The sequence below is a fragment of the Bradyrhizobium sp. UFLA01-814 genome, assembly GCF_046718885.1.
GTDB lineage: Bacteria > Pseudomonadota > Alphaproteobacteria > Rhizobiales > Xanthobacteraceae > Bradyrhizobium > Bradyrhizobium elkanii.
This window is the reverse complement of the sequence record NZ_JAQOSR010000132.1, coordinates 1-26,699: the sequence shown is the minus strand read 5'-3', so window position 1 is coordinate 26,699 and position 26,699 is coordinate 1. Positions and strand designations below refer to the sequence as shown.

The 26,699-nt window shown below is 65.4% G+C and carries 24 protein-coding genes; 15 read left to right on the top strand and 9 right to left on the bottom strand.

Going from position 1 to position 26,699, the window contains the following annotated elements:
• Positions 1-154: 154 nt before the first annotated feature.
• Both PMN64_RS31330 and PMN64_RS31325 read right to left on the bottom strand, forming a co-directional pair.
• Complete coding sequence (locus tag PMN64_RS31330; protein WP_411783478.1) at positions 155-1,141, bottom strand: ABC transporter substrate-binding protein; 987 nt, start codon at positions 1,139-1,141, stop codon at positions 155-157.
• 18 nt (positions 1,142-1,159) lie between these two features.
• Positions 1,160-1,540 (bottom strand): hypothetical protein, encoded by a 381-nt coding sequence (locus tag PMN64_RS31325; RefSeq protein ID WP_411783477.1) that lies wholly within the window; start codon positions 1,538-1,540, stop codon positions 1,160-1,162.
• A 77-nt stretch (positions 1,541-1,617) separates the two neighbouring features.
• On the opposite strand from PMN64_RS31325, the gene PMN64_RS31320 reads away from it, so the two are divergent.
• The 8 genes from PMN64_RS31320 to PMN64_RS31285 all read left to right on the top strand — a co-directional run bounded on the left by PMN64_RS31320 (position 1,618) and on the right by PMN64_RS31285 (position 10,643).
• The gene (locus PMN64_RS31320) at positions 1,618-2,712 is read left to right on the top strand and encodes an ABC transporter substrate-binding protein (protein ID WP_411783476.1); all 1,095 of its coding nucleotides are present in this window, start codon (positions 1,618-1,620) and stop codon (positions 2,710-2,712) included.
• The gene (locus tag PMN64_RS31315) at positions 2,690-3,706 is read left to right on the top strand and encodes an ABC transporter permease (RefSeq protein ID WP_411783475.1); all 1,017 of its coding nucleotides are present in this window, start codon (positions 2,690-2,692) and stop codon (positions 3,704-3,706) included. The genes PMN64_RS31320 and PMN64_RS31315 overlap by 23 nt, the downstream gene beginning before the upstream one ends.
• A complete protein-coding gene (locus PMN64_RS31310) occupies positions 3,700-4,497 on the top strand; it encodes an ABC transporter ATP-binding protein (RefSeq protein WP_411783474.1) in 798 nt (265 codons plus the stop codon). The genes PMN64_RS31315 and PMN64_RS31310 overlap by 7 nt, the downstream gene beginning before the upstream one ends.
• Complete coding sequence (locus PMN64_RS31305; protein ID WP_411783473.1) at positions 4,491-5,663, top strand: acyl-CoA dehydrogenase family protein; 1,173 nt, start codon at positions 4,491-4,493, stop codon at positions 5,661-5,663. The genes PMN64_RS31310 and PMN64_RS31305 overlap by 7 nt, the downstream gene beginning before the upstream one ends.
• A gap of 135 nt (positions 5,664-5,798) precedes the next feature.
• Positions 5,799-6,893, top strand: a complete 1,095-nt coding sequence (locus PMN64_RS31300) for an LLM class flavin-dependent oxidoreductase (protein ID WP_411783472.1) — start codon at positions 5,799-5,801, stop codon at positions 6,891-6,893.
• Positions 6,890-7,831, top strand: a complete 942-nt coding sequence (locus PMN64_RS31295; protein WP_411783471.1) for an ABC transporter substrate-binding protein — start codon at positions 6,890-6,892, stop codon at positions 7,829-7,831. The genes PMN64_RS31300 and PMN64_RS31295 overlap by 4 nt, the downstream gene beginning before the upstream one ends.
• A 514-nt stretch (positions 7,832-8,345) precedes the next feature.
• On the top strand, positions 8,346-9,191 hold the full coding sequence (locus PMN64_RS31290) for a CmcJ/NvfI family oxidoreductase (RefSeq protein ID WP_411783470.1): 846 nt from the start codon (positions 8,346-8,348) through the stop codon (positions 9,189-9,191).
• Positions 9,192-9,407: 216 nt separating this feature from the next.
• Entirely contained in the window at positions 9,408-10,643 is a 1,236-nt protein-coding gene (locus PMN64_RS31285; protein WP_411783479.1) for an MFS transporter, read from the top strand.
• A gap of 13 nt (positions 10,644-10,656) precedes the next feature.
• On the opposite strand, the gene PMN64_RS31280 is transcribed toward PMN64_RS31285, so the two are convergent.
• The 4 genes from PMN64_RS31280 to PMN64_RS31265 are packed head-to-tail and all read right to left on the bottom strand — an operon-like array spanning position 10,657 to position 13,900.
• A complete protein-coding gene (locus PMN64_RS31280) occupies positions 10,657-11,421 on the bottom strand; it encodes an anti-sigma factor family protein (RefSeq protein ID WP_411783469.1) in 765 nt (254 codons plus the stop codon).
• On the bottom strand, positions 11,418-11,948 hold the full coding sequence (locus PMN64_RS31275; protein ID WP_411783468.1) for an RNA polymerase sigma factor: 531 nt from the start codon (positions 11,946-11,948) through the stop codon (positions 11,418-11,420). The genes PMN64_RS31280 and PMN64_RS31275 overlap by 4 nt, the downstream gene beginning before the upstream one ends.
• Positions 11,945-13,402 carry a YncE family protein gene (locus tag PMN64_RS31270; protein ID WP_411783467.1) on the bottom strand — a complete coding sequence of 486 codons (1,458 nt, stop codon included), beginning with the start codon at positions 13,400-13,402 and terminating at the stop codon, positions 11,945-11,947. Before PMN64_RS31270 ends, PMN64_RS31275 begins: the two co-directional genes overlap by 4 nt.
• Before the next feature lie 12 nt (positions 13,403-13,414).
• Positions 13,415-13,900, bottom strand: a complete 486-nt coding sequence (locus PMN64_RS31265) for a DUF305 domain-containing protein (protein ID WP_411783466.1) — start codon at positions 13,898-13,900, stop codon at positions 13,415-13,417.
• Between the two features lie 267 nt (positions 13,901-14,167).
• On the opposite strand from PMN64_RS31265, the gene PMN64_RS31260 reads away from it, so the two are divergent.
• The 3 genes from PMN64_RS31260 (at position 14,168) to PMN64_RS31250 (ending at position 19,206) form a co-directional block, all read left to right on the top strand.
• Complete coding sequence (locus PMN64_RS31260; protein WP_411783465.1) at positions 14,168-15,820, top strand: hydantoinase B/oxoprolinase family protein; 1,653 nt, start codon at positions 14,168-14,170, stop codon at positions 15,818-15,820.
• A gap of 6 nt (positions 15,821-15,826) precedes the next feature.
• A complete protein-coding gene (locus PMN64_RS31255; RefSeq protein WP_411783464.1) occupies positions 15,827-17,866 on the top strand; it encodes a hydantoinase/oxoprolinase family protein in 2,040 nt (679 codons plus the stop codon).
• A gap of 101 nt (positions 17,867-17,967) precedes the next feature.
• Entirely contained in the window at positions 17,968-19,206 is a 1,239-nt protein-coding gene (locus PMN64_RS31250; protein ID WP_411783463.1) for an ABC transporter substrate-binding protein, read from the top strand.
• Between the two features lie 156 nt (positions 19,207-19,362).
• On the opposite strand, the gene PMN64_RS31245 is transcribed toward PMN64_RS31250, so the two are convergent.
• Positions 19,363-20,577 (bottom strand): mandelate racemase/muconate lactonizing enzyme family protein, encoded by a 1,215-nt coding sequence (locus PMN64_RS31245; protein ID WP_028339406.1) that lies wholly within the window; start codon positions 20,575-20,577, stop codon positions 19,363-19,365.
• Between the two features lie 283 nt (positions 20,578-20,860).
• The gene (locus PMN64_RS31240) at positions 20,861-22,096 is read right to left on the bottom strand and encodes an amidohydrolase family protein (protein WP_411783462.1); all 1,236 of its coding nucleotides are present in this window, start codon (positions 22,094-22,096) and stop codon (positions 20,861-20,863) included.
• A 151-nt stretch (positions 22,097-22,247) separates the two neighbouring features.
• On the opposite strand from PMN64_RS31240, the gene PMN64_RS31235 reads away from it, so the two are divergent.
• Positions 22,248-22,667: a nuclear transport factor 2 family protein gene (locus tag PMN64_RS31235; protein WP_411783461.1), complete on the top strand. Its 420-nt coding sequence runs from the start codon at positions 22,248-22,250 to the stop codon at positions 22,665-22,667.
• 155 nt (positions 22,668-22,822) lie between these two features.
• Here PMN64_RS31235 and PMN64_RS31230 read toward each other — a convergent pair whose 3' ends face one another.
• Positions 22,823-23,581, bottom strand: a complete 759-nt coding sequence (locus PMN64_RS31230) for a GntR family transcriptional regulator (protein ID WP_028343660.1) — start codon at positions 23,579-23,581, stop codon at positions 22,823-22,825.
• A gap of 201 nt (positions 23,582-23,782) precedes the next feature.
• Here PMN64_RS31230 and PMN64_RS31225 point away from each other — a divergent pair, with 201 nt between their 5' ends.
• The 3 genes from PMN64_RS31225 to PMN64_RS31215 are packed head-to-tail and all read left to right on the top strand — an operon-like array spanning position 23,783 to position 26,486.
• On the top strand, positions 23,783-24,637 hold the full coding sequence (locus PMN64_RS31225) for an ABC transporter ATP-binding protein (RefSeq protein ID WP_283063085.1): 855 nt from the start codon (positions 23,783-23,785) through the stop codon (positions 24,635-24,637).
• Positions 24,638-24,639: 2 nt separating this feature from the next.
• Complete coding sequence (locus PMN64_RS31220; protein ID WP_050425957.1) at positions 24,640-25,416, top strand: ABC transporter permease; 777 nt, start codon at positions 24,640-24,642, stop codon at positions 25,414-25,416.
• Between the two features lie 44 nt (positions 25,417-25,460).
• Positions 25,461-26,486 (top strand): ABC transporter substrate-binding protein, encoded by a 1,026-nt coding sequence (locus PMN64_RS31215; protein ID WP_411783460.1) that lies wholly within the window; start codon positions 25,461-25,463, stop codon positions 26,484-26,486.
• The last annotated feature ends 213 nt before the right edge of the window (positions 26,487-26,699 follow it).

Here is a 26,699-nt window from a genome sequence, read left to right as displayed (position 1 = left end):
ATCCTAAGTCTCGTGGGCTCGGAGATGTGTATAAGAGACAGCTCCACGGACGCTGGCGTTCGCGGAGGCAAGATCCCCGCCCGGTTTGCTGCGCAAACCGACCTCCCCTTTTCAAGGGGAGGTGAGGAAAGAGCGTGCCGGTTCACGCGCGCCGCTAGTTCAAGCTCGCGCTTGCCGTAAAGCTGCGGTCGACGGCCTTGCCGACGTCGAGTGTCTTGCCGAGGATGCCGTAGCGCGTGGCGCGATCGGAGGCGGCCTGCACCTCCTTCACCACGGCCTCGTCGATCGCGATCGGGCTCGTCTTCTGCGCGGTGTAGGCGGCGAGCAGCACGTCCTCCGGCAGCTTGGTCAGTTCGGCCGTGTTCCTGGCATACTCGGCGAGATGGTCGAGCGACCACAGCCGCGCCTTGTTGAGCCGCTGCACCAGGTCCTGCACCGCCGCGCGCTTGGTCGCGATGGCGTTGTCGGAAGCGACGATGAAGGTGATGGTCGGCGTCAGCCCTTCGCCGTCGGCGACGACGCGCGCCTTGTCCTTCAGCGTGGCGTAGGAGATGTAAGGCTCCCACACCGCCCAGGCGTCGATCGAGCCGGCGAGCAGCGCGATCTTGGCGTCGACCGGGCCGAGCGGGGCGAAGGTCGCGTCCTCGATCCTGCTGCCGGCTTTTTCCAGCGTCGCATTGATCAGGAATTGGCCCCAGCCGCCCCGCGTGCCGGCAAGGCGCTTGCCCTTCAGATCGGCCGCCGTCCTGATCGGCGAGTCCCCGCGCACCAGGATCGCCTGCGTCCGCGCATCGGAGCGCGTGCCGCCGATCGCCTTGATCGGCGCGCCCGACGCATAGACCGTGAGGAAGGACAGGTCGCCGGTGTAGCCGACGTCGAGCGCGCCGGCGTTGATCGCCTCCAGGATCGGGGCTGCGGCGGGGAATTCCGACCACTCGATCTTGTAGGGCAGGTCCTTGGCGAGGCCGGAAATCTCGAGCAGCGAGCGGTTGCCGCCCTTCTGGTCGCCGACGCGCAGCACGATCGCCTCAGCCGCGAGTGCCGCAGCCGACGTCGACAGCGTGATCACGGCTGTGATCAGCGCGGCCGCCGTGCGGCGGGTGAAAGTATAGGGAGAACCCGAACGGGTCAGTTTGCGCATTTGAAGTTTCTTTCTGATTCATTCGCTGCGCGGCGGAACGCGCGGCAGCGTTCGATCAAGTCTATGAGCAAGCCGCTCGCCGTCAACGAAACGGAAATCTGAATTCGCCGGCTGCGCGGCAAGGATGATCTCGTCAAGCATGCCGTGCGTAGAAGACATCGCGCATGCGACCGCAAAACGCTCAAATTTGATGCAGTCGCGGTGATCGCGCCGCATCTCCGTGTGGGATGATCGTGAAAATCCTTTCATCGCCGCGCGATGCGATCGTGGAGAGTTCGGCTGTCGCGCCGACAACATTCGAAATTCCATTTCATTGACGATGAACTTGTCGCGCCGCATCATTTGCACGTTGCTTTGAGTGCAATCGCGCCGGAGAAATCCGCTTTTTTCTAAAACCATGAGCTTCGAACGACGGGGCGTGCAGACGGACAGGTTTTGCGCGCGGGGCGGAGCCTTGCCGAAATGCAGGAGTGATGATGTCGAGAGATAACAAGAAGACGGTGATGGATCGCCGCACATTGCTGCGTGCCGGCGCCGCCGCGGCCTTTGCCGCGCCGATCGGGGCGTATAGCGCGCAGGCCTTCGCGCCGCGGGCGATCACGCCGGCGATCGACTTCTCCGAATTCCCGATCTGCAAGACCGCGTCCGATGCGCCCGCTTTGACCGGCGCGCCGCGCAAGCTGAAGCTGTCCTGGAACGCCGGCGCGGTCTGCCTTGCGCCGCTGCCGGTCGCGATCGACCACGGCTTCTTCCAGAAGCAGAATCTCGACGTCGAGCTGGTCAACTATTCGGGCTCGACCGACCAGCTGCTGGAGGCGATCGCCACCGGCAAGAGCGACGCCGGTCTCGGCATGGCGCTGCGCTGGCTGAAGCCGCTGGAGCAGGGCTTTGACGTCAAGATCGCCGCCGGCACCCATGGCGGCTGCATGCGCGTCCTGACCCGCACCAATTCCGGCATAGGCGAGCTCGCCGATCTCAAGGGCAAGATCGTCGCGGTCGGCGATCTCGCCGGTCCCGACAAGAATTTCTTCTCGATCCAGCTCGCCAAGTTGGGCATCGACCCGATCAAGGACGTCGACTGGCGCGCCTATCCCGGCAATCTGCTCAACGTCGCGGTCGAGAAGGGCGAGGTGCAGGCCTTCCTGTCGTCGGACCCGCTGGCCTATCTCTGGCTGAAGGATGCGCAATACAAGGAAGTCGCCTCCAACCTCGACGGCGAATATCGCGACAAGAGCTGCTGCATCGTCGGCCTGCGCGGCAGTTTGGTACGGGAAGAGCCGCAAGTCGCGCGTGCCATCACCCAGGCGCTGCTCGACGCGGCGATGTTCACCTCGCAGAACCCGGACAAGGCGGCGAAGTCGTTCCAGCCCTATGCGCCGAAGGCGGCGAGCCTCGCCGATCTCGAGGCAATGGCACGCTACCACACCCATCACCACCATCCGACCGGCGAGGTGCTCAACCGCGAGCTGAAGGGCTACGCCGACGACCTCAAGACGGTGCAGGTGTTCAAGCAGAGCACCGACACGGCCAAATTCGCGGAGCGGATCTATGTCGACGTATTCAGTGTCTGACACGACGGCCGCGCCCGCGCCGCGCGCGGCGGTCACGTTCTCGAACCTCTCCGGCAGTTACGGTGTCGGCCTTGCGGCGAGCCTGGTCTGGCTCGCCTTTGGCCTCTCATGCCTTTATTGGCCCGATGTCGGCGACTGGTCGCGGACCGGATCGCTCGGCATCGGCGCGATCGTCATCGCCGCCTTCATCCTGTTCGGCACGGTCAGCGCGGATTATCTCGGTGGCGCCGGGCAGGCGTTGCGCAAACGTGCGCCGTGGCTGCTGGCGTTCGGCGCCTTCGTGACGTTGTGGGAGGTCGCCACCGCAAAGTTCGCCTGGCTGCCGCTGCCGTTCTTCCCGCCGCCGCAGTCGATCCTCGAAGTCTATACCGACGATCTGCCAAAGCTGCTCGACAGCGTGTTCGCCTCGATCAAGCTGCAGCTCGGCGGCTACATCATCGGCGCAACCGTCGGCTTTATCACCGGTGTCTCGATCGGCTGGTCGCAGAAGATCGGTTATTGGGTGCATCCGGTGCTGCGCTTCATCGGTCCGCTGCCCGCCACCGCCTGGCTGCCGATCGCCTTCTTCACCTTTCCGTCGAGCTGGAGCGCCTCGACCTTCCTGATCGCGCTCGCCACCGGCTTCCCGGTGACGGTGCTGACCTGGTCGGGCGTGGCGAGCGTCAGCAGCGCCTATTACGACGTCGCGCGCACGCTCGGCGCGAAGCCATCGTTCCTGGTGCTGAAGGTCGCGATCCCCGCCGCGCTGCCGCATGTGTTCGTCGGCCTGTTCATGGGGCTCGGTTCGTCCTTCGCCGTGCTCGTCGTCGCCGAGATGATCGGCGTCAAGGCCGGGCTCGGCTGGTACCTGCAATGGGCGCAGGGCTGGGCGGCGTATGCCAACATGTATGCGGCGCTGATCGTGATGTCGCTGCTCTGCTCCGGCGCGATCACGCTCTTGTTCCGTACCCGCGACCGCCTGCTGGTCTGGCAGAAGGGCGTCGTCAAATGGTAGTGCAGTCCGCCGCCGAAGCAATCACCTATCCTGCGGTCGGCGCCGAGCTCGATATCGAAGGCGTCAGCCACGCCTTCGATATCGATGGCGCCACGCTGCCGGTGCTCGACAATGTCAATCTCTCGATCGCGCCGGGCGAGTTCGTGGCGCTGCTCGGCCCGTCCGGCTGCGGCAAGTCGACCCTGCTGCGGCTGGTCGCGGGGCTGGAAAAGCCGCGGTCCGGCACGCTGCGCGAAGATGAAGTCCGCATCAGTGGCCCGCATCCGTCGCGCGTCGTCGTGTTCCAGGATCCGACGCTGTTTCCGTGGCGCACGGTGTGGGACAATGTCGCGCTTGGCCTTGAAGCGCAGGGCATCCTGAAGGCCCAGCGGCACCGCGTCGATGATGTCATCGAGCTGGTCGGCCTGTCCTCGTTCCGCAACGCCTATCCGCACCAGCTGTCCGGCGGCATGGCGCAGCGCGTGGCGCTGGCGCGCGCGCTGGTCAACGATCCGAAGATTCTGGTGCTCGACGAGCCGCTCGGCAAGCTCGACTCGCTGACGCGGATCGCGATGCAGTCCGAGCTCGTGGCGCTGTGGCAGCGCAAGGGCTTTACCACGCTGCTCGTTACTCATGACGTCGAGGAGGCGCTGGTGCTGGCCAACCGCGTCATCGTGCTCTCCGATCGGCCGGCGCGGATCAAGGCTGACATCGCCGTCGCCCGGCCGTACCCGCGGCATCGCGGCGATCCCTATCTTGCCGAGCTGCGCAAGCAGATCCTCGGCCTGCTCGGGCTGGAGGCGACATGGTGACGACAGCGGCGAGGGAGCTGCCGCAGGCGAACGAGCCTGAATACATCGCGCGCGCGTTGCAGCTCGCCGACGTGTTTGCCGCGCGTGCGCCGGCGCACGACCGCGACGCCAGCTTTCCCTTCGAGAATTTCGCCGATCTTTCGCGCGAGGGCCTGCTGGCGCTGACCGTGCCGGCCGCGCTCGGCGGGGGCGGAGCAGGCGCCCGCGACGCCACGCGCGTGCTCGGCATCATCGGCAAGGCCGATCCGTCGACCGCGCTGGTGCTGTCGATGCATTACATCCAGCATCTGGTGATGGCGCGCAGCACGCGTTGGCCGGCACGTCTTTCGCGCAAGCTCGCCAAGGAAACGGTCGAGGGCGTGGCGCTGATCAACGCATTGCGCGTCGAGCCCGAACTCGGCTCGCCCGCGCGCGGCGGCCTGTCGGCAACCACGGCGCGCCGCACCGAGACCGGCTGGCGGCTGACCGGCCGAAAGATCTATTCGACCGGCGCGCCGATCCTGAAATGGTATTCGGTCTGGGCGAAGACCGACGAGCCGGAGACCCGTGTCGGCTTGTTTCTGGTTCCCGCCGATCTGCCTGGAACGCGGATCGAGGAGACCTGGGATCATCTCGGCCTGCGCGCCAGCGGCAGCCACACCGTGATCTTCGACGACGTGGTGTTTCCGCTGGATTACGAGATCGACGTCCGCAGGCCCGACGACTGGAAGGTTCCTGACGTCACCCAGGCGACCGTGCATGCGATCTTCGTCGCCGCGATCTATGACGGCATCGCCCGTGCTGCCCGCGACTGGCTGGTCACATTCCTGAAGGAGCGGGTACCCGCCAATCTCGGCGCGCCGCTCGCGACCTTGCCGCGGATGCAAGAGGTCGTCGGCGCGATCGAGGCGCGGCTCGCGGTCAATGCCCGACTGATCGACAGCTTCGCCGCCGATTTCGATAACGGCTTCCGGCTGTCCGCGATCGAGTCTAACATCATCAAGCTGACGGTGACCAATAACGCCGCGGCAGTGGTGGAGGATGCCTTGTCGCTGACCAGCAATCACGGCCTGTCGCGAACCAATCCGCTGGAGCGGCATTACCGTGACGTGCTGTGCGGCCGCGTCCATACCCCGCAAGACGATGCCACCCGTGTCTCCGCCGGACGCTCCGCGCTGGGCGTCTGAAAAACAATAGAGCGTTTTCAAGCGAAGTGGATACCGGTTCGCGTGAAGAAAACGCGTCAAAGCAAGAATCTAGAGCTCCGTTCCGATTCTATCGGAACGGAAATGGCTCTAGCCAACAACAACGGAGTTCCCGTCATGCCGGTCGAGTTCATCGGCTTCATCACCAACAACAATGCCTCCGAGACCATCGTCCGCGCCGGGCCGGTGCTCGATCCGCCCTATATCGAGACGGTGGCCAAGGCGCATGAGCTCGCCGGTTTCGATCGCGCGCTGCTGGCGTTCCACTCCACCACGCCGGATGCGTTGCAGGTCGCGCAGCATGTCCTCACGATCACCAAGCAGCTCAAGGTGATGATCGCGCAGCGCCCGGGCTTCACCGCGCCGACGCTGCTGGCGCGCCAGCTCGCGACGTTGGATCAATTCTATGGCGGCCGCGTCTCGCTGCATGTCATCACCGGCGGCAACGCCATCGAGCTGCGCCAGGACGGCAACACGCTCGACGACAAGGACGAGCGCTACGCCCGCACCAGCGAATTCCTCGACGTGGTGCGGCTGGAATGGACCAGCGAGAAGCCGTTCAACTATAGCGGCAAGTATTACAACGTCGAGAACGGCTTCTCGCAGGTGAAGCCGTTGCAGAAGGGCGGCATCTACACCTTTGTCGGCGGCGGCTCGGACGCCGCGGTCGAGGTCGCCGGCAAGCACGCTGACACCTTCGCGCTGTGGGGCGAGTCCTACGCGCAGGTGCGCGACGTCACCGCGCGGGTGCGCGCGGCTGCTGCCAGGCACGGTCGGCCGACGCCGCGCTTCAGCCTGTCGGTGCGGCCGATCCTCGCCGACACCGAGGAGAAGGCGTGGAAGAAGGCGGAGCATATCCTCGAGCGCGCCACCGCGCTGCAGGACCAGACCGGCTATCGCCGTCCCAACCACGCGACCGACGGCGCCAAGCGGCTGCTGGCACTCGCCGATCAGGGCACGCGCATCGACAAGCGGCTGTGGACCGAGATCGCCAAACTGACGGGCGCCAACAGCAACACCACTGCGCTGGTCGGCACGCCCGAGCAGGTCGCCGAGGTGTTCGGCGATTATTACGATCTCGGCGTCAGCCACTTCCTGATCCGCGGTTTCGATCCGCTGGTCGATGCCATCGACTATGGGCGGGCGCTGATCCCGCTGACCCGCAAGCTGATCGAAGCGCGCGACCAGCAGCGGGGGATTGCCGCCGAATGATCCGTCTTATTGTTGCGGCCGCGCTTGCGCTCGCCGCCGTCGATGGCGCTGCCGCGCAGACCACATTGCGCGTCGGCGACCAGAAGGGCAATTCGCAGGCCGTGATGGAAGCGGCCGGTGTGCTCAAGGACGTCCCCTACAAGATCGAGTGGAAGGAGTTTGCAGCTGCGGCGCCGCTGCTGGAGGCGCTGGGCGCAGGTGCGATCGACACCGGCCTGGTCGGCGACGCGCCGTTCACATTCGCGGCGGCCGCCAAAATTCCGGTCAAGGCGATCGCGGCGGTGCGGCAGTCGCGCGACGGGCTCGCGGTCGTGGTGCCGGAAAACTCCGCGATCAAGAGCTTTGACGATCTGCGCGGCAAGAAGATCGCGACCGGCCGCGGCTCGATCGGCCATCAGCTGATCCTGGCGGCGCTGGAATCGAAGGGCTGGCAGGCGAGCGACGTGCAGATCGTGTTCCTCGCGCCGTCGGATGCCAAGGTCGCCTACACGCAGGGCTCGGTCGACGCCTGGTCGACCTGGGAACCCTATGTCAGCCAGGAGGAGGTGCTGTTCAAGTCGCGCCGCGTCATCACCGCCGACGGCATCACGCCCGGCCTCGGCTTCCAGGTCGCAACGCCCGATGCGATCAAGGACAAGCGCGCCGAGCTCGAGGACTTCGTGCGTCGCCTCGCTGCCGCGCGCGCCTGGTCGCAGAACAATGTCGAGGGCTACGCGGCGACCTGGGGCAGGCTGATGAACATTCCGCCTGCGGTGCCGCTCAACTGGCTGACGCGGGCCAAGATCCGCATCGCGCCGATCGACGACAGCGTGGTGGCCGACGAGCAGAAGACCATCGACCTCTACGACCGCTGGGGCCTGATCCGGCAGAAGATCAACGCCGCCGACGTCGTCGATCGCTCGTTTGGCACCGCCGTCGAGAAGGGCGCGGGACTGTAGGCAATTTGCGAGCGACACCAGCGTCGTCCTGGCGAAAGCCAGGACCCATTACCCCGGATGGCAGTTGTTGTACGACGCTGGGGCCCCGATCCCGCTCACTATCAAATTCGGTGGTAATGGATCCTGGCTTTCGCCAGGACGGCGGGCGCTTACATAATTTCGGAATAATGGAAATGCATCCCTGATTTGCCCGACGTGTCAAGCGGCCCTGTCGAAGGCAGCCGCGAGCTCCTTTGCATGGGGTTGTTTTCGATATTTTGCCAGCGCAGCCGTGGCGGCCCTGCAAGTGGGAGACGTGGACCGTCTGCGCGGAAGCGATTCAACGCCACACTATTGCACCGCTAACGAACCCGTGATTCAAAACATCCATTCGTCCGCGGACTGCCGCGCGGCAAGGATTTTCCCCGTTTGGCACATTCCAAAACCGCAACGTTGCTATTTTCGCCACGACCTTGCCACCCCGGCCGGCGCCGCCAAGATCAAACAGACGAACAATCGAGTCCGGGAGATCACCATGGGCCTTCAACAAACTCGCATCGAGTCGTTGCCGTTTGTGACCGCTGAACTGAATTATCTTGCGCCGACGCCGGGCAAGCCCCGGACCTACGCCTTCGATCCGCCGCCCGGCGAACCCAAATCCACCGCGCTGCCCGAAGCCCACAATGTTCCGATCTTTGACGGGCGCCTGATATCAGACAGTTTCTCGCTCGATCGCGAGGGCTTTGCGCTGGTCAAGCATCCGACCAGCGTGAAGGACTATTACGACGACAACGAAGTCCGCAACGTCTACTATCCCGCCGTCGAAGCTTTCCTGAAGGCGACGCTGAAGGCGGATCGTGTTTTCATCTTCGATCACACCGTGCGCAAGCGCGTCGAGGGTGCGGCCGATATCCGCGGCGGTGGACCGCGTCAGCCCGCGACCCGCGTCCATGTCGACCAGACCGCCGTTTCCGGCCACAACCGGGTGTTCGAGCACCTGCCCGACGAGGCCGAGCAACTGGTCAAGGGTCGCGTCCAGGTGATCAACCTGTGGCGCCCGATCCGCGGGCCCTTGCGCGATTCTCCGCTTGCGATGGCCGACGGTACGACAGTGGCGCCGGAGGATCTGATCGCCTCCGACCTGATATATCCAAACCGCAGCGGCGAGACCTATTCGGTGAAGTACAACCCGAACCATCGCTGGTTCTACATTCCCGAGATGACGCCGGACGAGGCGATCCTGCTGAAATGCTACGACTCGGCGACCGACGGCCGCACGCGGTTCGGGCCGCATACGGCGTTTGTCGATCCCACCACGCCCGCGGACGCCGCGCCGCGCGAGAGCATCGAGCTGCGCACGCTGGTGTTCCATAAGCAGTAAGGGACGCGCTTCCCATAAATTCGTCATGCCCGGGCTTGTCCCGGGCATCCACGTCTTGGGCTCCGCGCGAAGAAAGACGTGGATGGCCGGGACAAGCCCGGCCATGACGGTGCGTGGAGCGCAGAAGGTCACTCTGCCCTCAAACTTGGCACCATCCGCCCAATAATGTTACGCCCGTCGCCAAACCGCTCGGGGAAGAGGCGATTCGTGGACGGCGTGGTGACGAAGGAAGAGGCGGGGATCGGGTTCCGCGCCCTGGTGCTTGCACTTCTGGCATTGGCCTCCGGCCACATGCTGTCGACGCTGCTGCGGACCATTCCGGCGATCAGCCTCGATCTGATGGCGTCGGATTTCGGCACCTCGCCGCAGGCCCTGGCGAGCCTCACCTCGATCTATCATTTCTCCTTTGCCGCCTCGCAAATCCCGGTCGGCGCCGCGATGGATCGTTTCGGCGTGCGGCCGGTGTCGCTGAGCCTGCTCGCCGGAACTGTGATCGGCACGCTGGTCTCGGCGCTGGCGACGGGGCCCGCGAGCTTCGTGCTTGGCCAGCTGATGCTCGGCGTCGCCACTTCAGGCATGCTGATGTGCCCGATGACGCTCGCGGCCAAGCAGATGTCGGCGGCGAAGTTCGGCCTGTGGTCCGGCCTGATCCTCTCGATCGGCAATATCGGGATGCTGCTGTCGGCAAGCCCGTTGGCCTTCGTGGTCGATCAGTTCGGCTGGCGCGCCGGTTTCTGGGTTTCGGCCGGCTTCGGCATTGTCGTGCTGATCGCGGTGTTCGCGCTGGTGCCGCGGCAGCCGGCGGCGCATGCGGACGATTCCTCGCCGCTGCACCAGATGGCCGAGGTGCTGCGGCTCGGCATGTCGCGCGGCCTGCGCGGCCTGATCGCGCTGTCGCTGGTGTCGCTCGGCGCGTCGCTGACCTTGCGCGGCTTGTGGGGTGGACCCTGGCTGATGGACGAGAAAGGGCTGAGCCGGATCGAGGCCGGCAATGTGCTCGGCCTGTTCACGCTGGCGATGATCGTCGGCCCGGCCTGCATCGGCGCCTTCGATCGCAAGTTCGGGCACCGCCGCGCCATGGTGGCGGTGACGCATGCCATTGCCGCGCTGTTGCTCGTCTTGATGGCGGCCGGTGCAGCGCATTTCCCGGTCTCGAACCTGTTCGGCGTTGCCGTGATGCCGACGCAATATGACCTGGTGCTATTGATCCTGATCGGGCTCGCGACGTCGGCGCAGCCGCTGATCTACGGCATGACGCGCCAGCTTGTCGCCGCACAGAACACCGGCAAGGCGCTGTCCTCGGTCAATCTCGCGTTCTTTCTCGGCGCAGCGCTGCTGCAATCGAGCACCGCCGGCGTTGCGGCACTGTTCGGGCTGCCCGCGGTGCTGCTGTTCATCGCCGGCGCGCTGGCGATCGGGATCGTGCTGTTCCTGGTCTACACGAGGCCCTAGCGTTCCGTTCCGATCAGATCGTCTGCGCCTGCTTGCGAATCTCGTTGGCAAGCGGCCGCAGGGAATCGCCCCCGCGTGGTCCGACCAGGGAGTAGCCCGTACCGCCGTCAGCCCACGAGAAGCCCGCGACGTCGCCACCCGAATGCGCGGCCATCGGCGCGTTCTGGTCCGACGTCATCGGACGGGTGAGAATCACGAGCCGCTCGCCGCGATCGTCGTCGTACATGAACATGGCCGCAGGACCATGTGCGGTCGGCACCACCCGTCCGCCCATCAAGCGATATCCCGACTTCGTCAGATCCGGCAGCTTGACCGGTTGACGCAGCCTGTTGGAGACCCACTGCACAAGCTCGGCGCTGTCGCGCAGTTCGACCGGCCGGGTGCGATCGGAGGCGTACACCTTGTAGGAATCGCTCGCTTCCTGGGCGAGCGCGGCAAGGCCGACGGCGGGCCCTTCGGTCGCGCCACGGAGCGCCCATCCGCCGACTCCGCCGATTGCAAGCATCAGCATCGCCGCGATCGCCCAGCGAAACGGGGCGGGGCGGCGGCGCTTGCTCTCGATGATCCTTGATAAATTGAGTTGTGGCGGCAGCGGCTCCTCTGCAATCGGTGCGAGGGCCGAGCGCAACCAGCAGCGCTGATCGGAAAAGGAAGCGACGCGCTTTGCCACATCCGGATGGCTCTCCAGATAGGCGGCGACTTCGGCCTGGCGCTCGGGCTCGAGCGCGTGGTCGACATAGGCGTGCAGATCGTCTTCCGAGATGGGACGATTGCTCATGGGATGCTCCGCAACTGTACGACGTTCCTGTGCTGGTTATCCGCGGGCCCTTCCAGCTCCTGCTGCAGCTTCTCGCGTGCCCGCGAGAGGCGCGACATCACGGTGCCGACGGGAATGTTGAGCACCTTGGCGGCCTCCGCGTAGGTCAGGTCTTCGACGGCGATCAGCAGCAGCACGGCGCGCTGCTCGTCGGGAAGCTTCCCGAGCTTCCCGAGCACGTCCTGATACATCAGTTTCTGCTCCTGCACCGCATCCTGTCCGAGCTCGTGCTCACCCGCCTCGTCGATGGCGACGTGCCGGGCGCGAGCGGATGCGCTGCGGAACTGGTTGACGGCAAGGTTGTGCAGGATGGCGAACAGCCATGACCGTGGACTGCCGGTGTCGCGCCGCTGGTGCCAGTGGCCAACGGCGCGCTCCAGGCAGTCCTGCACCAGATCGTCGGCGGCCGCGTGGTTGCGGACCAGCGCACGCGCGTAGCGGCGCAGCGCTGGAATGACCGGCTCGATCTGGTGCAGCATGTCGCTCATGGCGCTTGCACCTGCACGACCGCTCCGAGTTTGGCCGGTTCGCCGGATGCGATGACGAGGTAACGCCGCTCGGTCCTGGCTGCGCTCTGCACGATCTGGCGGATCGGTCCGGTGACGTTGACAATGGCGGAGCCGGCGGGATTGGTCATGAAGGCTGCCAGCGGCTCCACCATGCCACCGCCGTCAGCGTGTTCGGCCAAGCCTAGCACGTAGTGCTGCTTCGGCTCGAGCCCGGTCACGGAAGCCTGCAGCACCTGGATCAGCCCCTGATCGAACAGCGAGACGCTGGTCGGCGGCTTCTCGCCCTTGGCTTGTTTTTTCGGCACGAGCGCAAGGTGAGCGGCCTGGCCGGCAACGCCGAGCGCCTGCAGGTTCTGGCGGTCATCCGGATTCGGCGCGGCGTTCGGTACGTAAGCTATGGCCTGCGGCGCCTGGCCGATCGGGATGTTGGCGATCACCTTGTTGGTCGCGGTGTCGATCGCGGCCAGCGCGTCGGCATTTTCGAGACCGACATAGACCCGCGTGCCGTCGCCGGACGGCCAGACGCCGTGCGGCAGATTGCCGACGGGGATGGTCGCGACTTGCGAGAAATCATCGGTTCGAAACACCTTGACCTCGTTGGTGCCGCCGATGGTCACATAGGCGAAGGTCCCCTTTGATGTCCTGGCGAAATTGACGTGGTTGGTGATCGGGCCGGTGTCGATGGTCTTGATCAGGTTGAACGGCGGCTTGGCGTTGAACACCTGCGTCCTGCCGACATCCTTCAGCGTGAACCACACCTGGTCGCCATCCGGGGTCGCCGCGATGTTCGGGCAGAACGGGCTTTCCTGCTTCACCTTCGCGACGATCTGATGGTCTGCGACCGAGACCACGTCGGTCTCCGGATTGAACGACGAGCAGATGTAGCCGTACTTGCCGTCCGGCGAGAAGATCTGCATGCCCGGTCCGGCCGGCACCTCGATGCGCGTCGTTTCCTTGAAGCTCTGCGCGTCGATGACCGAGATGTAATTCTCGCCGCGCACGGTGACCCAGACTTCCTTGCCGTCGGGCGTGAAGAAGGCCTCGTGCGGCGAGCGTCCGACATAGGTGACGTGCTTGACCGAGTTCGTCGCCGTGTCGATGAAGGTCACCGAATTCGACCCGATCGAGACCACCGCGAGGGTCTGGTGATCGGGCGAATAACCCATGCCGTGCACCAGCACCTGCCCCTTGTAGAGCGGGCTGAAATTGCCCGGCTGCGGATCGCCGAGCCGGATCACGCCGAGCAGCTTGTTGTCGGCCGGGTCGGTGACCGACACCGTGTTGGAGAACTGCTCGGCGGCGTAGACGCGATCGTGATGGCTGACCGCAATGTCGGGCGAGGATGCCGCCCCCGGCGCCTGGCCGGCGAAGGCGGAGCTCGACATCGCCAGCACGGTCGTCGCCAGCAGGCACTTCAGGATTTTGCGGTTCATCGTTTGAGGCTCCTAGTTCTTCATTTCGTGGGACATGTTCTTGTGATCGTGTGCCGCGTGATCGTGGGCTGCGGCGGGCGCCGGGCCCGGCTGCGTCGGGGCCGGCGCGGATGCCGTCACCGGCTCGCCGATCGCGAGCTTCATGGCGTCGATCGCCTGCCGTTGCTCGACGATGATTTCCTGCGCGATCCGGCGCAGCTGCTCGTTCTTGCCGTAGCGAAGCTCGATCACGGCCATGTCGATCGCGCCCTGGTGGTGCGGCGCCATCATCGCGACGAAGTCGCGATCGATATCGCCGCTCGGCTTGGCGGCCATGTCGTTCATCATCTTGGTCATCGCGGTATCGTTTTCAGCAAGGAAGGCGCTCTCTTCGGCCGTCTGCCCGGTCTGGACCGGATGATGGTCGTCATGCGCGAAAGCAGCCGCCGCAGCTGCAAAAGCGAGCAGGGCGGCCGCGGCGAGCGGCGCGAGGCCGGACTTAAGGAATCGAGGAAGCATTTGCGTTCACCCTGGGAGTTGTCGGGAAGGCCCGAGCGGTTACGGGCTTGGGCCGGCTTGCATGGGTGGGACGCAGCAGCGTCAGTTCTATTCCGTCGTGGGGCAGGTTCTTCTCGATCACGACTTGCTGATCGACGGAATGATCCGTTTCGGCCGAGCCAGCCGATTTGCGATCGGCAAGCCACTGGCTATAAGAGGGAATTCCGGTTCCGATCGACCGGTTCCTCGATCCTCCCTGCGCAAGTCGCTCGCGCCAAGAAGGCCAAGATGTCCGCCAAGATCGATCCGATCACCCGCTCCGTCGTCCAGCACCGCCTGTCGTCGATCGTGAAGGAGATGGGCGAAGCCATGCTTCGCACCTCCTATTCGCAGATCCTCAATTCCAGCCGCGATTTTTCCCTGGCGATCTGCGACACCAACGGGCGGCTGATCGCGCAGGCCGACCACATTCCGGTTCATGTCGGCGCCTTGCCCTGGGCGACGCTGGCGGTCGAGGAGCGCTTCAAGGATGTCGCGCCGGGCGACGTCATCCTGCTCAACGATCCCTATCAGGGCGGCAGTCATCTGCCTGACTTGACCGCATTCGTGCCGGTCTTCGATGGGGGAAAAAGGCTGCTCTGGACCATCGTGCGCGCGCATCAGAGCGACATCGGCGGCGCCACCCACGGCGCCTACAATCCGGCCGCCACCGAGATCTATCAGGAAGGCATTCGCATTCCGCCGATCAAGCTCTACGAGGCCGGCAAGCCGCGCGAGGATCTGCTCGATCTGCTGGCTTTGAACATCCGCAACCCCCGTGAATTCCGCGGCGACCTCGCGGCGATGCTGGGTGCCGCGCATCTCGGCGAGCGGCGCGTCGCAAAGCTGTTCAGCGAGTTCGGTGCCGAGACCGTCGAAGCCGCGATCGAGGCTATTCTCGATGCGACCGAGCAGCAGACCCGCGCCGTGGTGTCGACCTGGAAGGACGGCGTGTTCTACGGCGAGGCCCTGCTCGACGATGACGGCCACGGCCGCACCGACATCAAGATCGCCGCCAAGGTGACGAAGAAGGGCAGCGACATCGAGGTCGATCTCGCCGGCTCCGATCCGCAGTCGACCAGTTTCGTCAATTCGTCGCACGCCAACATGCAGGCGGCGGTCGCGATGGCCTTTGCCTATCTGATCGACGCCGACATTCCCAAGAACACCGGCGCGCTGCGGCCGCTGAAGGTGGTGGCGAAGCAGGGCACGATTGTCTGGGCCGATCCCGGCCGTCCCGTCACCTTGTGCACCAGCCATCCCTCCAACGAGATCGTCGAAGCCATCATCAAGGCGATGTCGGCGTCCTGTCCGGATCGGGTGATGGGCGGGTGGGGACGTCGCTTCCGCATCGCGATCCAGGGCGAGGATCCGCGCAACGGACGCAATTTCATCTGGCACATGTTCCAGGCACGGCCCGGCGGCGGCGCCTCGCCTGGCGGGGACGGCTATTCGTCGATCGGCGAATGGCACTCGGTCGGCGGGCTCAAATTCGGCAGCATCGAGGTGGCCGAGGTGCGCTTTCCCCTGCATTTCCGCCAGCACGAATTCCGGCCGGACTCCGGCGGCGACGGCCAGCATCGCGGCGGCCTCGGCGTCGCTCTCGACATGATGCTGGAGACGCAAAAGCCGGCCAAGGGCAACACCGCCGGCGACGGCGCGCGCCATGGTCCCTGCGGCATGCTCGGCGGCAAGGACGGCGAGCCGCATCACTACCGGCTGCTCTCGGAAGGACGCGAGCCGCGCGTGCTGAAGACGAAAGAAGTCGGCATCGAGCTGCGCCCCGGCGACTGCCTCGAGATCCGCTCGTCCGGTGGCGGCGGCTGGGGTCCATCCGAGAAACGCTCGGCGGAAGCGCGGGCGCGCGATCTTGCGCAAGGTTTGGTTTCGAAAGCGGTGTAGGCAGCGATGTACACGATTGGGGTCGACGTCGGCGGCACTTACACCGACCTGGTTGCAACTGACAAAACCGGGCGCACGGTTTTTGCGAAATCGCCGTCGACGCCGGCCGATCAGTCGATCGGCGTCATGGCGGGACTGGAAGAGCTGGCGCGCCGCCTCGGCGTCACGCGCGCGGCGATGCTCGCCGCGACCGATCGCCTGGTGCACGGCACGACGGTTGCGACCAATGCGCTGCTCGAGCGCAAGGGCGCCAAAGTCGCGCTCTTGACCACCGAGGGACATCGCGATGTCGTCGAGATGCGCGAAGGGCTGAAGCCGGACCGCTACGATCTGCGCACGCCGCCGCCCGAGCCGCTGGTGCCGCGCGAGCGCCGCTTTGGCGTGCGCGAGCGGCTGAAGGCCGACGGCAGCGCCGCGGTTGCGCTCGATGCCGCAGCGCTCGGCGATGTCATCGCCGAGGTGAAACGCTCGGGTGCGAATTCGGTTGCGGTCTGCTTTCTGCACGCCTATCTCAACCCGGCGCATGAGCTCGCCGCCGTCGAGCAACTGGCGAAGGAGCTGCCCGACGTCAGCGTGTCGCGCTCGAGCGATGTGCTGCCGCAGATCAAGGAATATGAGCGCGTCTCGACCACCATCGTGAACGCCTATGTCGCGCCGACGGTGCGGCGCTATCTCACCAATCTGGAGCGCAGCCTCGCGGAAGCCGGCTTTGCGGGCTCGCTGTTCGTCGTGCTGTCGCATGGCGGCATGGCGCCGGTCGAGGAAGCCTCGCGGCTCGCCGCGGGCACGGTGCTATCTGGGCCGGCCGGCGGCATTTCCGGCAGCCGCCGCTGCGTGGATCTCTTGCGGATTCCCGACCTCGTGCCGTTCGACATGGGCGGCACCTCGACCGACATCTCGCTGATCGCAGATGGCCAGGCCTCGCTGTCGGCCGACGGCATGCTCGCCGGCCAGCGCATTGCGCTGCGCAGCCTCGACATCGCCAGCATCGCCGCCGGCGGCGGCTCGATTGCGAGCGTCGACGGCGGCCGCACGCTGCGGGTCGGGCCGGAGAGCGCGGGCTCGGTGCCGGGGCCGGCCTGCTACAGCAATGGCGGCACCGCCGCCACCGTCACCGATGCCAATGTCGTGCTCGGCTATCTCGATGCCGCGGCCTTCATGGGCGGCGCGCGGCCGCTCGATCGTGCAGCGTCGGAAGCGGCGGTGGACCGGATCGCCGCAGCGCTCGAGCTGTCGCGGATCGATGCCGCCGCCGGCATCTACAAGATGATCAATCTGAAGATGGCCGACGGCATCCGCCTGATGACGCTGCGCCGCGGCGTCGATCCGCGCAAATTCGCGCTGCTCAGCTTCGGCGGCGCCGCCGGCATGCACGCCGCCGAGGTCGCGCGCGAGCTCGAGATCAAGCGCATCATCGTGCCGACGGTCGCTTCGGTCCTTTCGGCGTGGGGCATGCTGACCAGCGATCTGCGTTACGAGGTCAGCCGCACCCATTACGGCACGGGCCGGATTTCCGCCGACGAGGTTCGCGCCTTGTTCGCCGGGCTGGAAGAGCAGGCGGCGGGGCGGCTGCGCGATTGGTTCAAGGGCGATATCGCCATCGAGCGCTCGGCCGAGATGCGCTACGGCGAGCAGGTGTTCGAGATCGACGTGCCGCTCGGCGAGCTCGATCTCGGCGCCGCCGACCTGGTGGCGCAGATCGAGGAACGCTTCCATCGCCGCCACGAGGAGCTCTACACCTATGCCTCGCGCGGGCAGGAGGTGGTGTTCGTCAACGCCCGCGTCGCCGCGGTCGGCAAGGTGGCGCGCGGCAGCAGTGATGCCGGAAAGGCCAGCTCGGCGGCGCCCTGCGCGCCGCGCGGCAAGCGGCAGGCCTGGTTCGGTGCCTGGCGCGAGGTGCCGGTCTACGCGCTCGACGATCTCAGGCCGGGCCAAGCGCTGGCCGGTCCCGCGATCATTGAGGCCGAAACCACAACCGTCCTGGTCGACAGCGGTGACCGCGTCGCGGTCAACCCGCTCGGCTGGCTCGATATAACATTGCGCTGAGCCCGCCTCCGCCATCAACATTTCATTTTTCCGGCATTGGCTTGGGCGATAAACTCCGCTCGCTCGGGAGGAGCGCCGGCCAGCCGCCGGCGTTTGTGGCGATGTTGATGCAAGCAAAAAGACAAACGGCGCTTTCGATATCCCTCGTCCTCGCAGCTGTCCTCGCGGTGGCGCCGTTGCGTGCGCAGCAGGCGCAGACGGCGGCCGGCAACGAGATCCGCATCGGCAACGTCATGCCCTACACCGGGGCGCTCGCGGCGTTCGCGACCATCGGGCGGGCGGAGGCGGCCTATTTCGACATGGTCAACGAGCATGGCGGCATCAACGGCCGCAAGGTCAGGTTCGTCTCGGTCGATGACAGCTCCAATCCGAAGATTGCGATGGAGCAGACCCGCGATCTCGTCGAGAAGCAGGACGTGCTGTTGATGTTCGGCTCGTTCGGCACGCCGAGCAATCTCGCGGTCCGGAAGTACCTCAACGAGAACAAGGTGCCGCAGCTGTTCGTTGCTTCCGGCGACGAGGCGTGGGCGCATCCCGTGACCTTTCCCTGGACCATGGGCTGGCAGCCGACCTTCCGCGCCGAGGGGCGGATTTATGCCAACTATATCCAGGCAGCCTATCCCTCCCGCAAGATCGCGGTACTTTGGCAGAACGATCAGTTCGGCCGCGACCTGTTCAAGGGATTGCAGGAAGGGCTCGGCGACACCGCCGGCATGATCGTCGCCGATCTCGCCTTCGACGCGTCGGAGACCGCGATCCAGAACCAGATCGGAATTTTGAAGAACTCCGGCGCCGATATCCTTGTGTTCGACGGCGCGCCGGCAATCGCGGCGCGCGCGATCCGCGTCGCCGCCGACCTCGACTGGCATCCGGTGTTCATCCTCGACAATGCGTCGGCCTCGATCGCCAGCGCGCTGCGGCCGGCAGGCCTGCAGAATTCGCTCGGCGTGATCTCGACCTCGTTCCTCAAGGATGCCGGCGATGCCTCCTGGAAGGACGATCCGCAGATCAAGGCGTGGCTCGCCTTCATGGACAAATATTATCCTGATGGCGACAAGGACGACATCTACGCCGTGTTCGGCTACGCCGCAGCCGATACGCTGATGCAGGTGCTGCGCCAGTGCGGCGACGATCTGTCGCGCGAGAACATCATGCGGCAGGCCGCGTCGCTGAAGGACTATCAGAGCCCGATCGCGCTGCCCGGGATCGTGATCAACACCGGACCGAAGGACTTCCGCCCGATCAAGCAGATGCGGCTGGTGCAGTTCGACGGCAATGCCTGGCAGCCGATCGGCGACGTGATCGACAGCGCGTTCACGGCAGTGCGCGAGGATAATTAGTCTTTGTCGTCCCGGCGAAGGCCGGGACCCATTACCCCAACTGCGCATTGTTTTGCTCTGCTGGGGCGATAATCCCTTACACACCACCCAGCGGTGGTTATGGGTCCCGGCCTTCGCCGGGACGACGATGGGGTGAGGGGCCGGCGCAACAACCGCCTACTTCTTCAACCCGTAATTCAACAACCCGCCCTTGTTCTTCGGCGGATGCGCGCGCAGGCCTTCCTCGTTCGGCTCGGTGCCCCAGCCCGGACGATCCGGGATCACGAGATGACCGTCGACGAACTCGGGCACATGGGTGAACAGCTCGTGGTCCCAGGCCAGCCGATCGATGTCGGTCTCCATGATCCGCAGGTTCGGCACCGCGGCGCAGAAATGCGCGTTCATCATGGTGCAGAGGTGGCCGTAGAAATTATGCGGCGCGACGTTGACCTCGAAATGCTCGGCGGTGGCGGCGATCTTCATCGACTGCCAGACCCCGTTCCACGGCGTGTCGATGATCGCGACATCCATCGCCTGCTCGGTGAAATAGGGCAGGAATTCGCGCAGGCCGAGCAGCGTCTCGCAGGACGAGATCGGGTGCGGGCTCTGGCGGCGGATATAGCCGAGCGCCTGCGGATTGAAGGTGTCGATCTCGACCCAGAACATGTCCATCTTCTCGATGGCGCGCAGGATTTTCAGATAGCCCTCGGTCTTGGCGTTGAAGTTGAGGTCGAGCAGGAGATCGACATCCGGCCCCGCGCCGTCGCGGATCGCCTCCAGGTGCATGCAGAGATTGCGCAGCACAGTGCGGTCGATATTGATCTCGGGCTGGAACGGCGAGCCGAAGCCCGGGCGCCATCCTTGCGGCTTGCCGTCGGTGTAGACGAAGATGTTGGTCTTCATCGCCGTGAATTTCTTCTCGCGCACCTCGGCCCCGATCGCCTTGACGCCGTCGAGATCGGTGATCGCCGGCTTGTACCAGTCGGGATGATTGATGCGCCAGGTCGCGCAATGCGACCAGTAGACCCGCACGCGGTCGCGGATCTTGCCGCCGAGCAGGTCGTAGCAGGGCACGCCGAGCGCCTTGGCCTTGACGTCGAGCAGCGCGTTCTCGATCGCCCCGAGCGCCAGCGCCACCACGCCGCCGGCGGCAGGGCGCGTCGCGGCGAACAGCTCGACATAGATCCGCTCGTGCTCGAACGCATTCTTGCCGACCACCCGCGCCGACAGCCGCTCGATCGCCGCGGTCACGCCGGGCGCGCCAAAACCCTCGTCATATTCGCTCCAGCCGACCAGCCCGTCCGTGGTCGTCACCTTGACGAAGTGATAATTCCGCCAGCCGGCATCGCAGGCGAGCGTCTCGACGCTTTTGATTGTGGTGGATTTGCTCATGGTTTCCTGCCCGGCTGTTTGTTGGTGTTGGGGACGTTCAACAACGGATCGGCGGACGCGTCAATTCGCGCCAGGGCAAGGCGACAATGCGCGCAGGTTGGTGCTGCGGCACGCAGTCGTTGGTGGCGGCTCAATGCTACCGAACCGTCACCCTGAGGTGCGAGCGGAGCGAGCCTCGAAGGGCGACGGCCCGGCTCCTTCCGCGTGGATCTCATGGGGCCGTGCATCCTTCGAGGCTCGCAAGAGCTCGCACCTCAGGATGACGGGGAGGGAGTGTTCGGATCTATGGCCGGAACAGCGTCGGCCTTTGCCGCTCGAAGGTCTTGCGGCCACGCTTGAAGCCCGTCAGCACGTCGGGCAGCTCGGCGATCGCGTTGGTTCCGCTGTCGGTGTCGAGCACGACGATGTCGGCGGGATTGCCGACCGCGATGCCGTAGTCGCCGAGGTTCATCAGCCGCGCCGGCAGGTCGGTGACGAGATCGAGGCAGGCGTCGAATTCGCCGATCCCGGCATGCGCCGCATTGGCGTAGAGATTGGCCATCCGCAGCAGCGATGCATCACCGAACGGCGTGAAGGGATTTTGCACATTGTTGGTCGCGACCGAGCACAGCACCCCGTCCGCGACGAGCCGATGCGCGGCCGTGAGCCCGCGCGGCGCGTTGTGGGTGGCATCGCGGCCCATCAGATAGAGGTCGGTCGCGGGCAGCACGGTGACCGCGACACCGGCCTCGGCGAGGCGCGTGCTCGCCGCCTTCAGCCGATCAGGCGGCAGCGCGGAGAGCTTGGTGGCGTGCCCGATCGCGACGCGCCCGTGATAGTTGCGCCGTTCGGTCTGCCGGCAGACCTCCTCCATGTGCCACCAGGAGGGATCGAGGTCGAAATCGAGATGGAGGTCGACATCGACGTCGAACTCCTGCGCGAGGTCGAAGATGCGCGTGATATGCGCGTTCGGATCGCTGTCGACATAGGGGCAGCCGCCGACCGCCTCGGCACCGTCGTTGAGCGCCGCGACCAGCAACTCGTCGGCGCCGGGGTCGTTGGTCAAGCCCTCCTGCGGAAAGACACAAAGCGAGAGGTCGAGCGCCCAGGCATAGTCGCGTTTCAAGGCCTTGACCGCCTCGAAGCCGCGCAGCCCGATCCTCGGGTCGATCTCGACATGCGTCCGCATCCTCGTGGTGCCCGCCGTGATCGCGCGCTCGATGACCTTTGAGCCGCGCGCATAGACATCCTCGACCGTGAAGTCGCGCTTCATCGCCGACACCGCGCGGATCGCCTCGCCGAGGCTGGCGTGATCGTGGCCGCAGCGGCCGAGCAGGCAGGCCTTGTCGAGATGGATATGGGTGTCGACGAAGCCGGGCAACGCCAGCCGGCCGTTGAGGTCGACTTCGACCGCCTCGCACACGAGGCGCGGCGCGATCGCGGCGATCCTGCCGCCGGCGATGCCGATATCGACCGCTGACGCGGAGCTGCGCGTCACGGCATTGCGGAAGACCAGGTCGAAGGCAGGTTTCGCGATCATCGGCGAGGAAACATCAAGTTGGGTGCAGCCTAGCGGATGGGCAGGGAATCGGCAGCACCAGATTGTGTGCAGGTTTATGGTTCGTTTGTCTAAAAAATATGCATACACTTTGACGGCCAGATTGTAGAGTCCTGATTATCCCGGAGGCCCCATGTCCGCACCCGCCAAAGCCGATGCCCGCCCGATGTCCGATGCCGAGATCGTCGAGGCCTATCTGACGGCGTCGATGATCCCCGATCCGGATGCGGCCGCGGCCTATATGAAGCCGGGCACGGTGATCACCTTCACCGGCGGGCGTGAATTCGACCATCCGCGCGGGCCGACCGCCTTCAACGCGAAGCGCTACCGCTGGGTGAAGAAGAGGATGGACCGCTTCGATGTCTGCCCTGGCACGGACGAGACCGTCGTCTACAGCGTCGGCACGCTCTACGGCGAATGGACCGACGGCACGCCGTTCGAAGGCAACCGCTATGTCGACCGCTTCGTGGTGCGGGGCGGGCAAATCGTCAAGATGGATGTCTGGAACGACAGCGCCGAGCGGATTTTGGTGCAGCGGGGAATCGAGGCGTAGCAACCGCTTCACCGTGTTAGTCCGTCATCCTGAGGTGGCCGCTTCTTCAGCGGCCCTCGAAGGATCGACGGCCACCGGCCGGGCCGTGCATCCTTCGAGGCTCGCTGCGCTCGCACCTCAGGATGACGGTGATGGAGCGCGAACGTGGCTCGGTGTCAGCGCCGCGCCGCCTTCGGCAGCTTCACCACCTTTTCGCCGCTCGCTTCGTCGGCATAGGGGGCCAGAATATCCAGCAGATCGCGCCCGCGCTGCGGGCTTGGCGCGACCAGCGCGCGGGTTGCCACGGAATCCAGATGGCTGTGCATCAACCCCATCACCTTGTCGACGTCGCCTTTCGCCAGTGCGGCGATGATCGCGCGGTGCTCGTTGATCGCGCATTCCGATGAATGCGGCCGGCTATAGAGCGACAGCGTCAGGCAGCAGCGGTAGGCGACCTCGCTGACATAACGCACCAGGATCGGGCTGTTCGTCATGTGAGCAAGCAGGATGTGGAATTCGGTGGCGAGCCGGATCGACACCGCGTCGGTGCCGTCGCGGGCCCGATCCTCGGCGTCGACATGGGCGGTGAGCTCGGCGATCTGCGCCTTGGTCAGCTTGCCGGCGAGCTGCCGCACCACCAGCCGCTCGAGTTCGATGCGAATATCGAAGGCATCGCGCGCCTCCTGCCAGCTCGGCGTCGCCACCACGGCAATGCGGTTGCGGCGTAGCTCGACCAGGCCTTCCGCCGCCAATTGCCCGAGCGCATGCCGTGCGATGGTGCGGCTGACGCCGAAGCGCTCGCCGAGCGAATCCTCGGGCAGCTTGGCGCCGGGCTCCAGCGCCTGCTCGATGATCGCGCGCCGCAGCGCGCGGCAGATCACGCTGACCTTGTCTGACGATTCAGCCGTCTTGCTGCTGTCGGCGCGCCCCGCCATTGCCGCGAATCCCTCTCGAAGGTGCTTCGAACGCCTCTTTATCATACCGCCAAAGCAATCGGGCGCTCGAATTGCATGCAGTTTGAGCCGCGGATTGCCCAAAAGGAATCCGGCCTTTGAGGCGCGGAACGCGCGATCCCCTTGATTTTCAACGCGGCCGCCGCTGGCATCCGGCTTGCATGCACTTTGCTCGTGATGCGCATGCAACCAAACTCCGAATTCGCCGGCGAGCCGATGGCCGCCGGATCCGCGCCGACCGCGATCGAGCTGTCGGACGCCTCCGTGACCTTCGGCCGCGGCGCCCGCGCCGTGCCGGCACTGTCGACAACCACGCTGCGGATCGCCGACGGCGAGTTCGTCGCACTGGTCGGCCCGTCCGGCTGCGGCAAGTCCACCATCCTGCGGTTGGTGTCGGGCCTGGCGCGGCCGACCACCGGCGTCGTCATCGTCGGCGGCCGTGAGGTCGCGGCGCGCGCGATGCGGGTCGGCATGGCGTTCCAGAACCCGACCATGCTGCCGTGGATGACGATCGAGAAGAACATCATGCTGCCGCTGAAGATCGTCGAGCCGTTCCGCTCGCAGTTCCGCAAGCTGCGCAAGACCGAATTCCGCGACAAGGCCAACACGCTGCTCGAGCAGGTCGGGCTGAAGGGCTTTGGCGGCCGCTATCCCTGGCAGCTCTCCGGCGGCATGCTCCAGCGCGCCAATCTGTGCCGCGCGCTGATCCACGAGCCGCGCATGCTGCTGCTCGACGAGCCGTTCGGCGCGCTCGACCAGTTCACCCGCGAGGAGCTGTGGGGAATCCTTCAGCAGCTCTGGATGACCCACAGGCCGACCGTGCTGCTGGTCACCCATGATCTGCGCGAGGCCGGCTTCCTCGCCAGCCGCATCTGCGTGATGAGCGCGCGGCCCGGCCGCATCCTCGACGACTCCAGGGTCGACTTCGCCCGTCCGCGTACCGTGGCGATGACCTTCGAGCCGGATTTCGTCGCGCTCAACCAGAAGCTCCGCGCCTTCATCGTCGATGCGCGCACCGCCGCGCGAGAGGGAGCCTGACCATGTCCGTGTCAGACATCAGGCAGAAGGCCTGGTCCGCCGCCCTGATCGTGCTGTTCTTCGTCGCCTGGGAGCTGTTCTGCCTGATGACGGGGATGTCGGACCTCGTGTTGCCGCGGCCGTCGCAGATCTTCGTCACGCTGTTCGAGAAATTCCCGATCCTGTGGCCGCACATCGTGCAGACCCTGGTCACCACCATGATCGGCTTCGTGCTCGGCGTGGCGCTCGGCGTCGCGCTCGGTGCCGTGATCGGGGTGTCAAAAACCGCCTACGACACCTGTTATCCGCTGCTGGTCGGCTTCTCGTCGATCCCGAAGGTCGCCGTGGTGCCGATCTTCGTGCTGTGGTTCGGCTCCGGCACCGTGCCGGCGGTGTTGACCTCGCTGTCGATCTGCTTCTTCCCGATCGTCGTCAACATCGCCACCGGCCTTGCCACCACCGAGCCCGAGCTCGAGGACGTGCTGAAGGCGCTCGGCGCCAGCAAGTTCGACATCCTGTGGAATGTCGGGCTGCCGCGCACGATGCCGTTCTTCTTCGCCTCGCTGAAGGTCGCGGTCTCCTACGCCTTTGTCGGCGCGGTGCTGTCGGAAACCGTCGCCTCGAACCGCGGCATCGGCAACGTCATGATGACCGCGTCCTCCAATTTCAACGTGCCGCTGGTGTTCGCCGGGCTGTTCGTGCTCGCCGGTCTCGGCGTCGCGCTCTACGTCCTGTTCTCGCTGATCGAGGGCCAGGTCACCGGCTGGGCGACGCGCAAGGACAATGTCATCGCCACTTGAGACATTTCGTCGACCGTCAAGCAATGAAGCTTAAGGAGATCTCGATGTTGAGAAAAGTAAGCGCCGCGCTGTTGGGATTGGCCCTGATCGCCGGTCCCACGCGCGCCGAGGAAACCACCATCAAGTTCACGCTGGGCTGGAAGACGCAAGGCTCCGACGCCGCGTTCTTCTACGCCAAGGACAACGGCTACTTCAAAGAGGAAGGCCTCAACGTCGTGATCGACCAGGGCGAGGGTTCCGGCGCGACCGTGACGCGCATCATGTCGGGCGCCTATGACGCCGGCTTCGGCGACGTCAACGCGATCATCCAGAACGCCGCAACCAAGCCGCAGGATGCGCCCGTCATGGTCTACATGATGTGGAACCAGCCGCCATTCGCGATCGTCGCCAAGAACTCGAGCGGCATCAAGACGATCAAGGATTTCGAGGGCCACACGCTCGGCGGCGCGCAGGGCACGCCGACCACGCGGCTGTTGCGGGTGTTCGTGCACAAGAACGGGCTCGATGGCGAGAAGATCAAGGTCTCCAACATGGCGCCGAACCTGCAGGAGCCGATGCTGATCAAGGGCGACATCGACGCCGCGCTGGTGTTCAACATCACGAGCTATTTCAACCTGGTGCTGAACCGCCAGGACCCCGACAAGGACTTCAAATGGTTCTCGTTCGGCGATTACGGGCTCGACCTCTATTCCAACGGCGTGATGGTCTCGCGCAAGCTGATCGCGTCGAATCCGAAGGCGGTGGCCGGACTCGTCCGCGCCATCAACAAGGGCGCGATCGCGGTCGCCAAGGATCAGAACGCGGCCATGAAGGCGGCGCTGAACTATGACAATCTGATCAATGTCGATGTCGAGAAGCGCCGGCTGCAATATTCCTTCGAGAAGCTGATCGTCTCGCCGGAGATGAAGGACATCGGCATCGGCGACGTCAGGGACGACCGCATGGCGCGCGCCATCGGCTTCATCGTCGAAGGCTACCAGCTCGCCCGCACGCCGGCCCCCGCCGAAGTGTTCTCGCGGGAATTCCTGCCGCCGCGTGCGGAGCGGGAGTTGGTGTATACGGCGAATTGATTGAGCGAGGCCGAGCTCCGGCCGCATCAGCAGTGTTCTCCCTCTCCCGCTTGCGGGGGAGGGCTATCGCATTTCGTGGCGGTGCCCTCGCGGCCATCCTTCGAGACGCTCGCCTCCGGCGGGCTCCTCAGGATGCGGTCTTGTTTTTGCGGCACAATAGTAGACCCTCATGGTGAGGAGCGCCGCTTGCGGCGCGTCTCGAACCACGAGGCC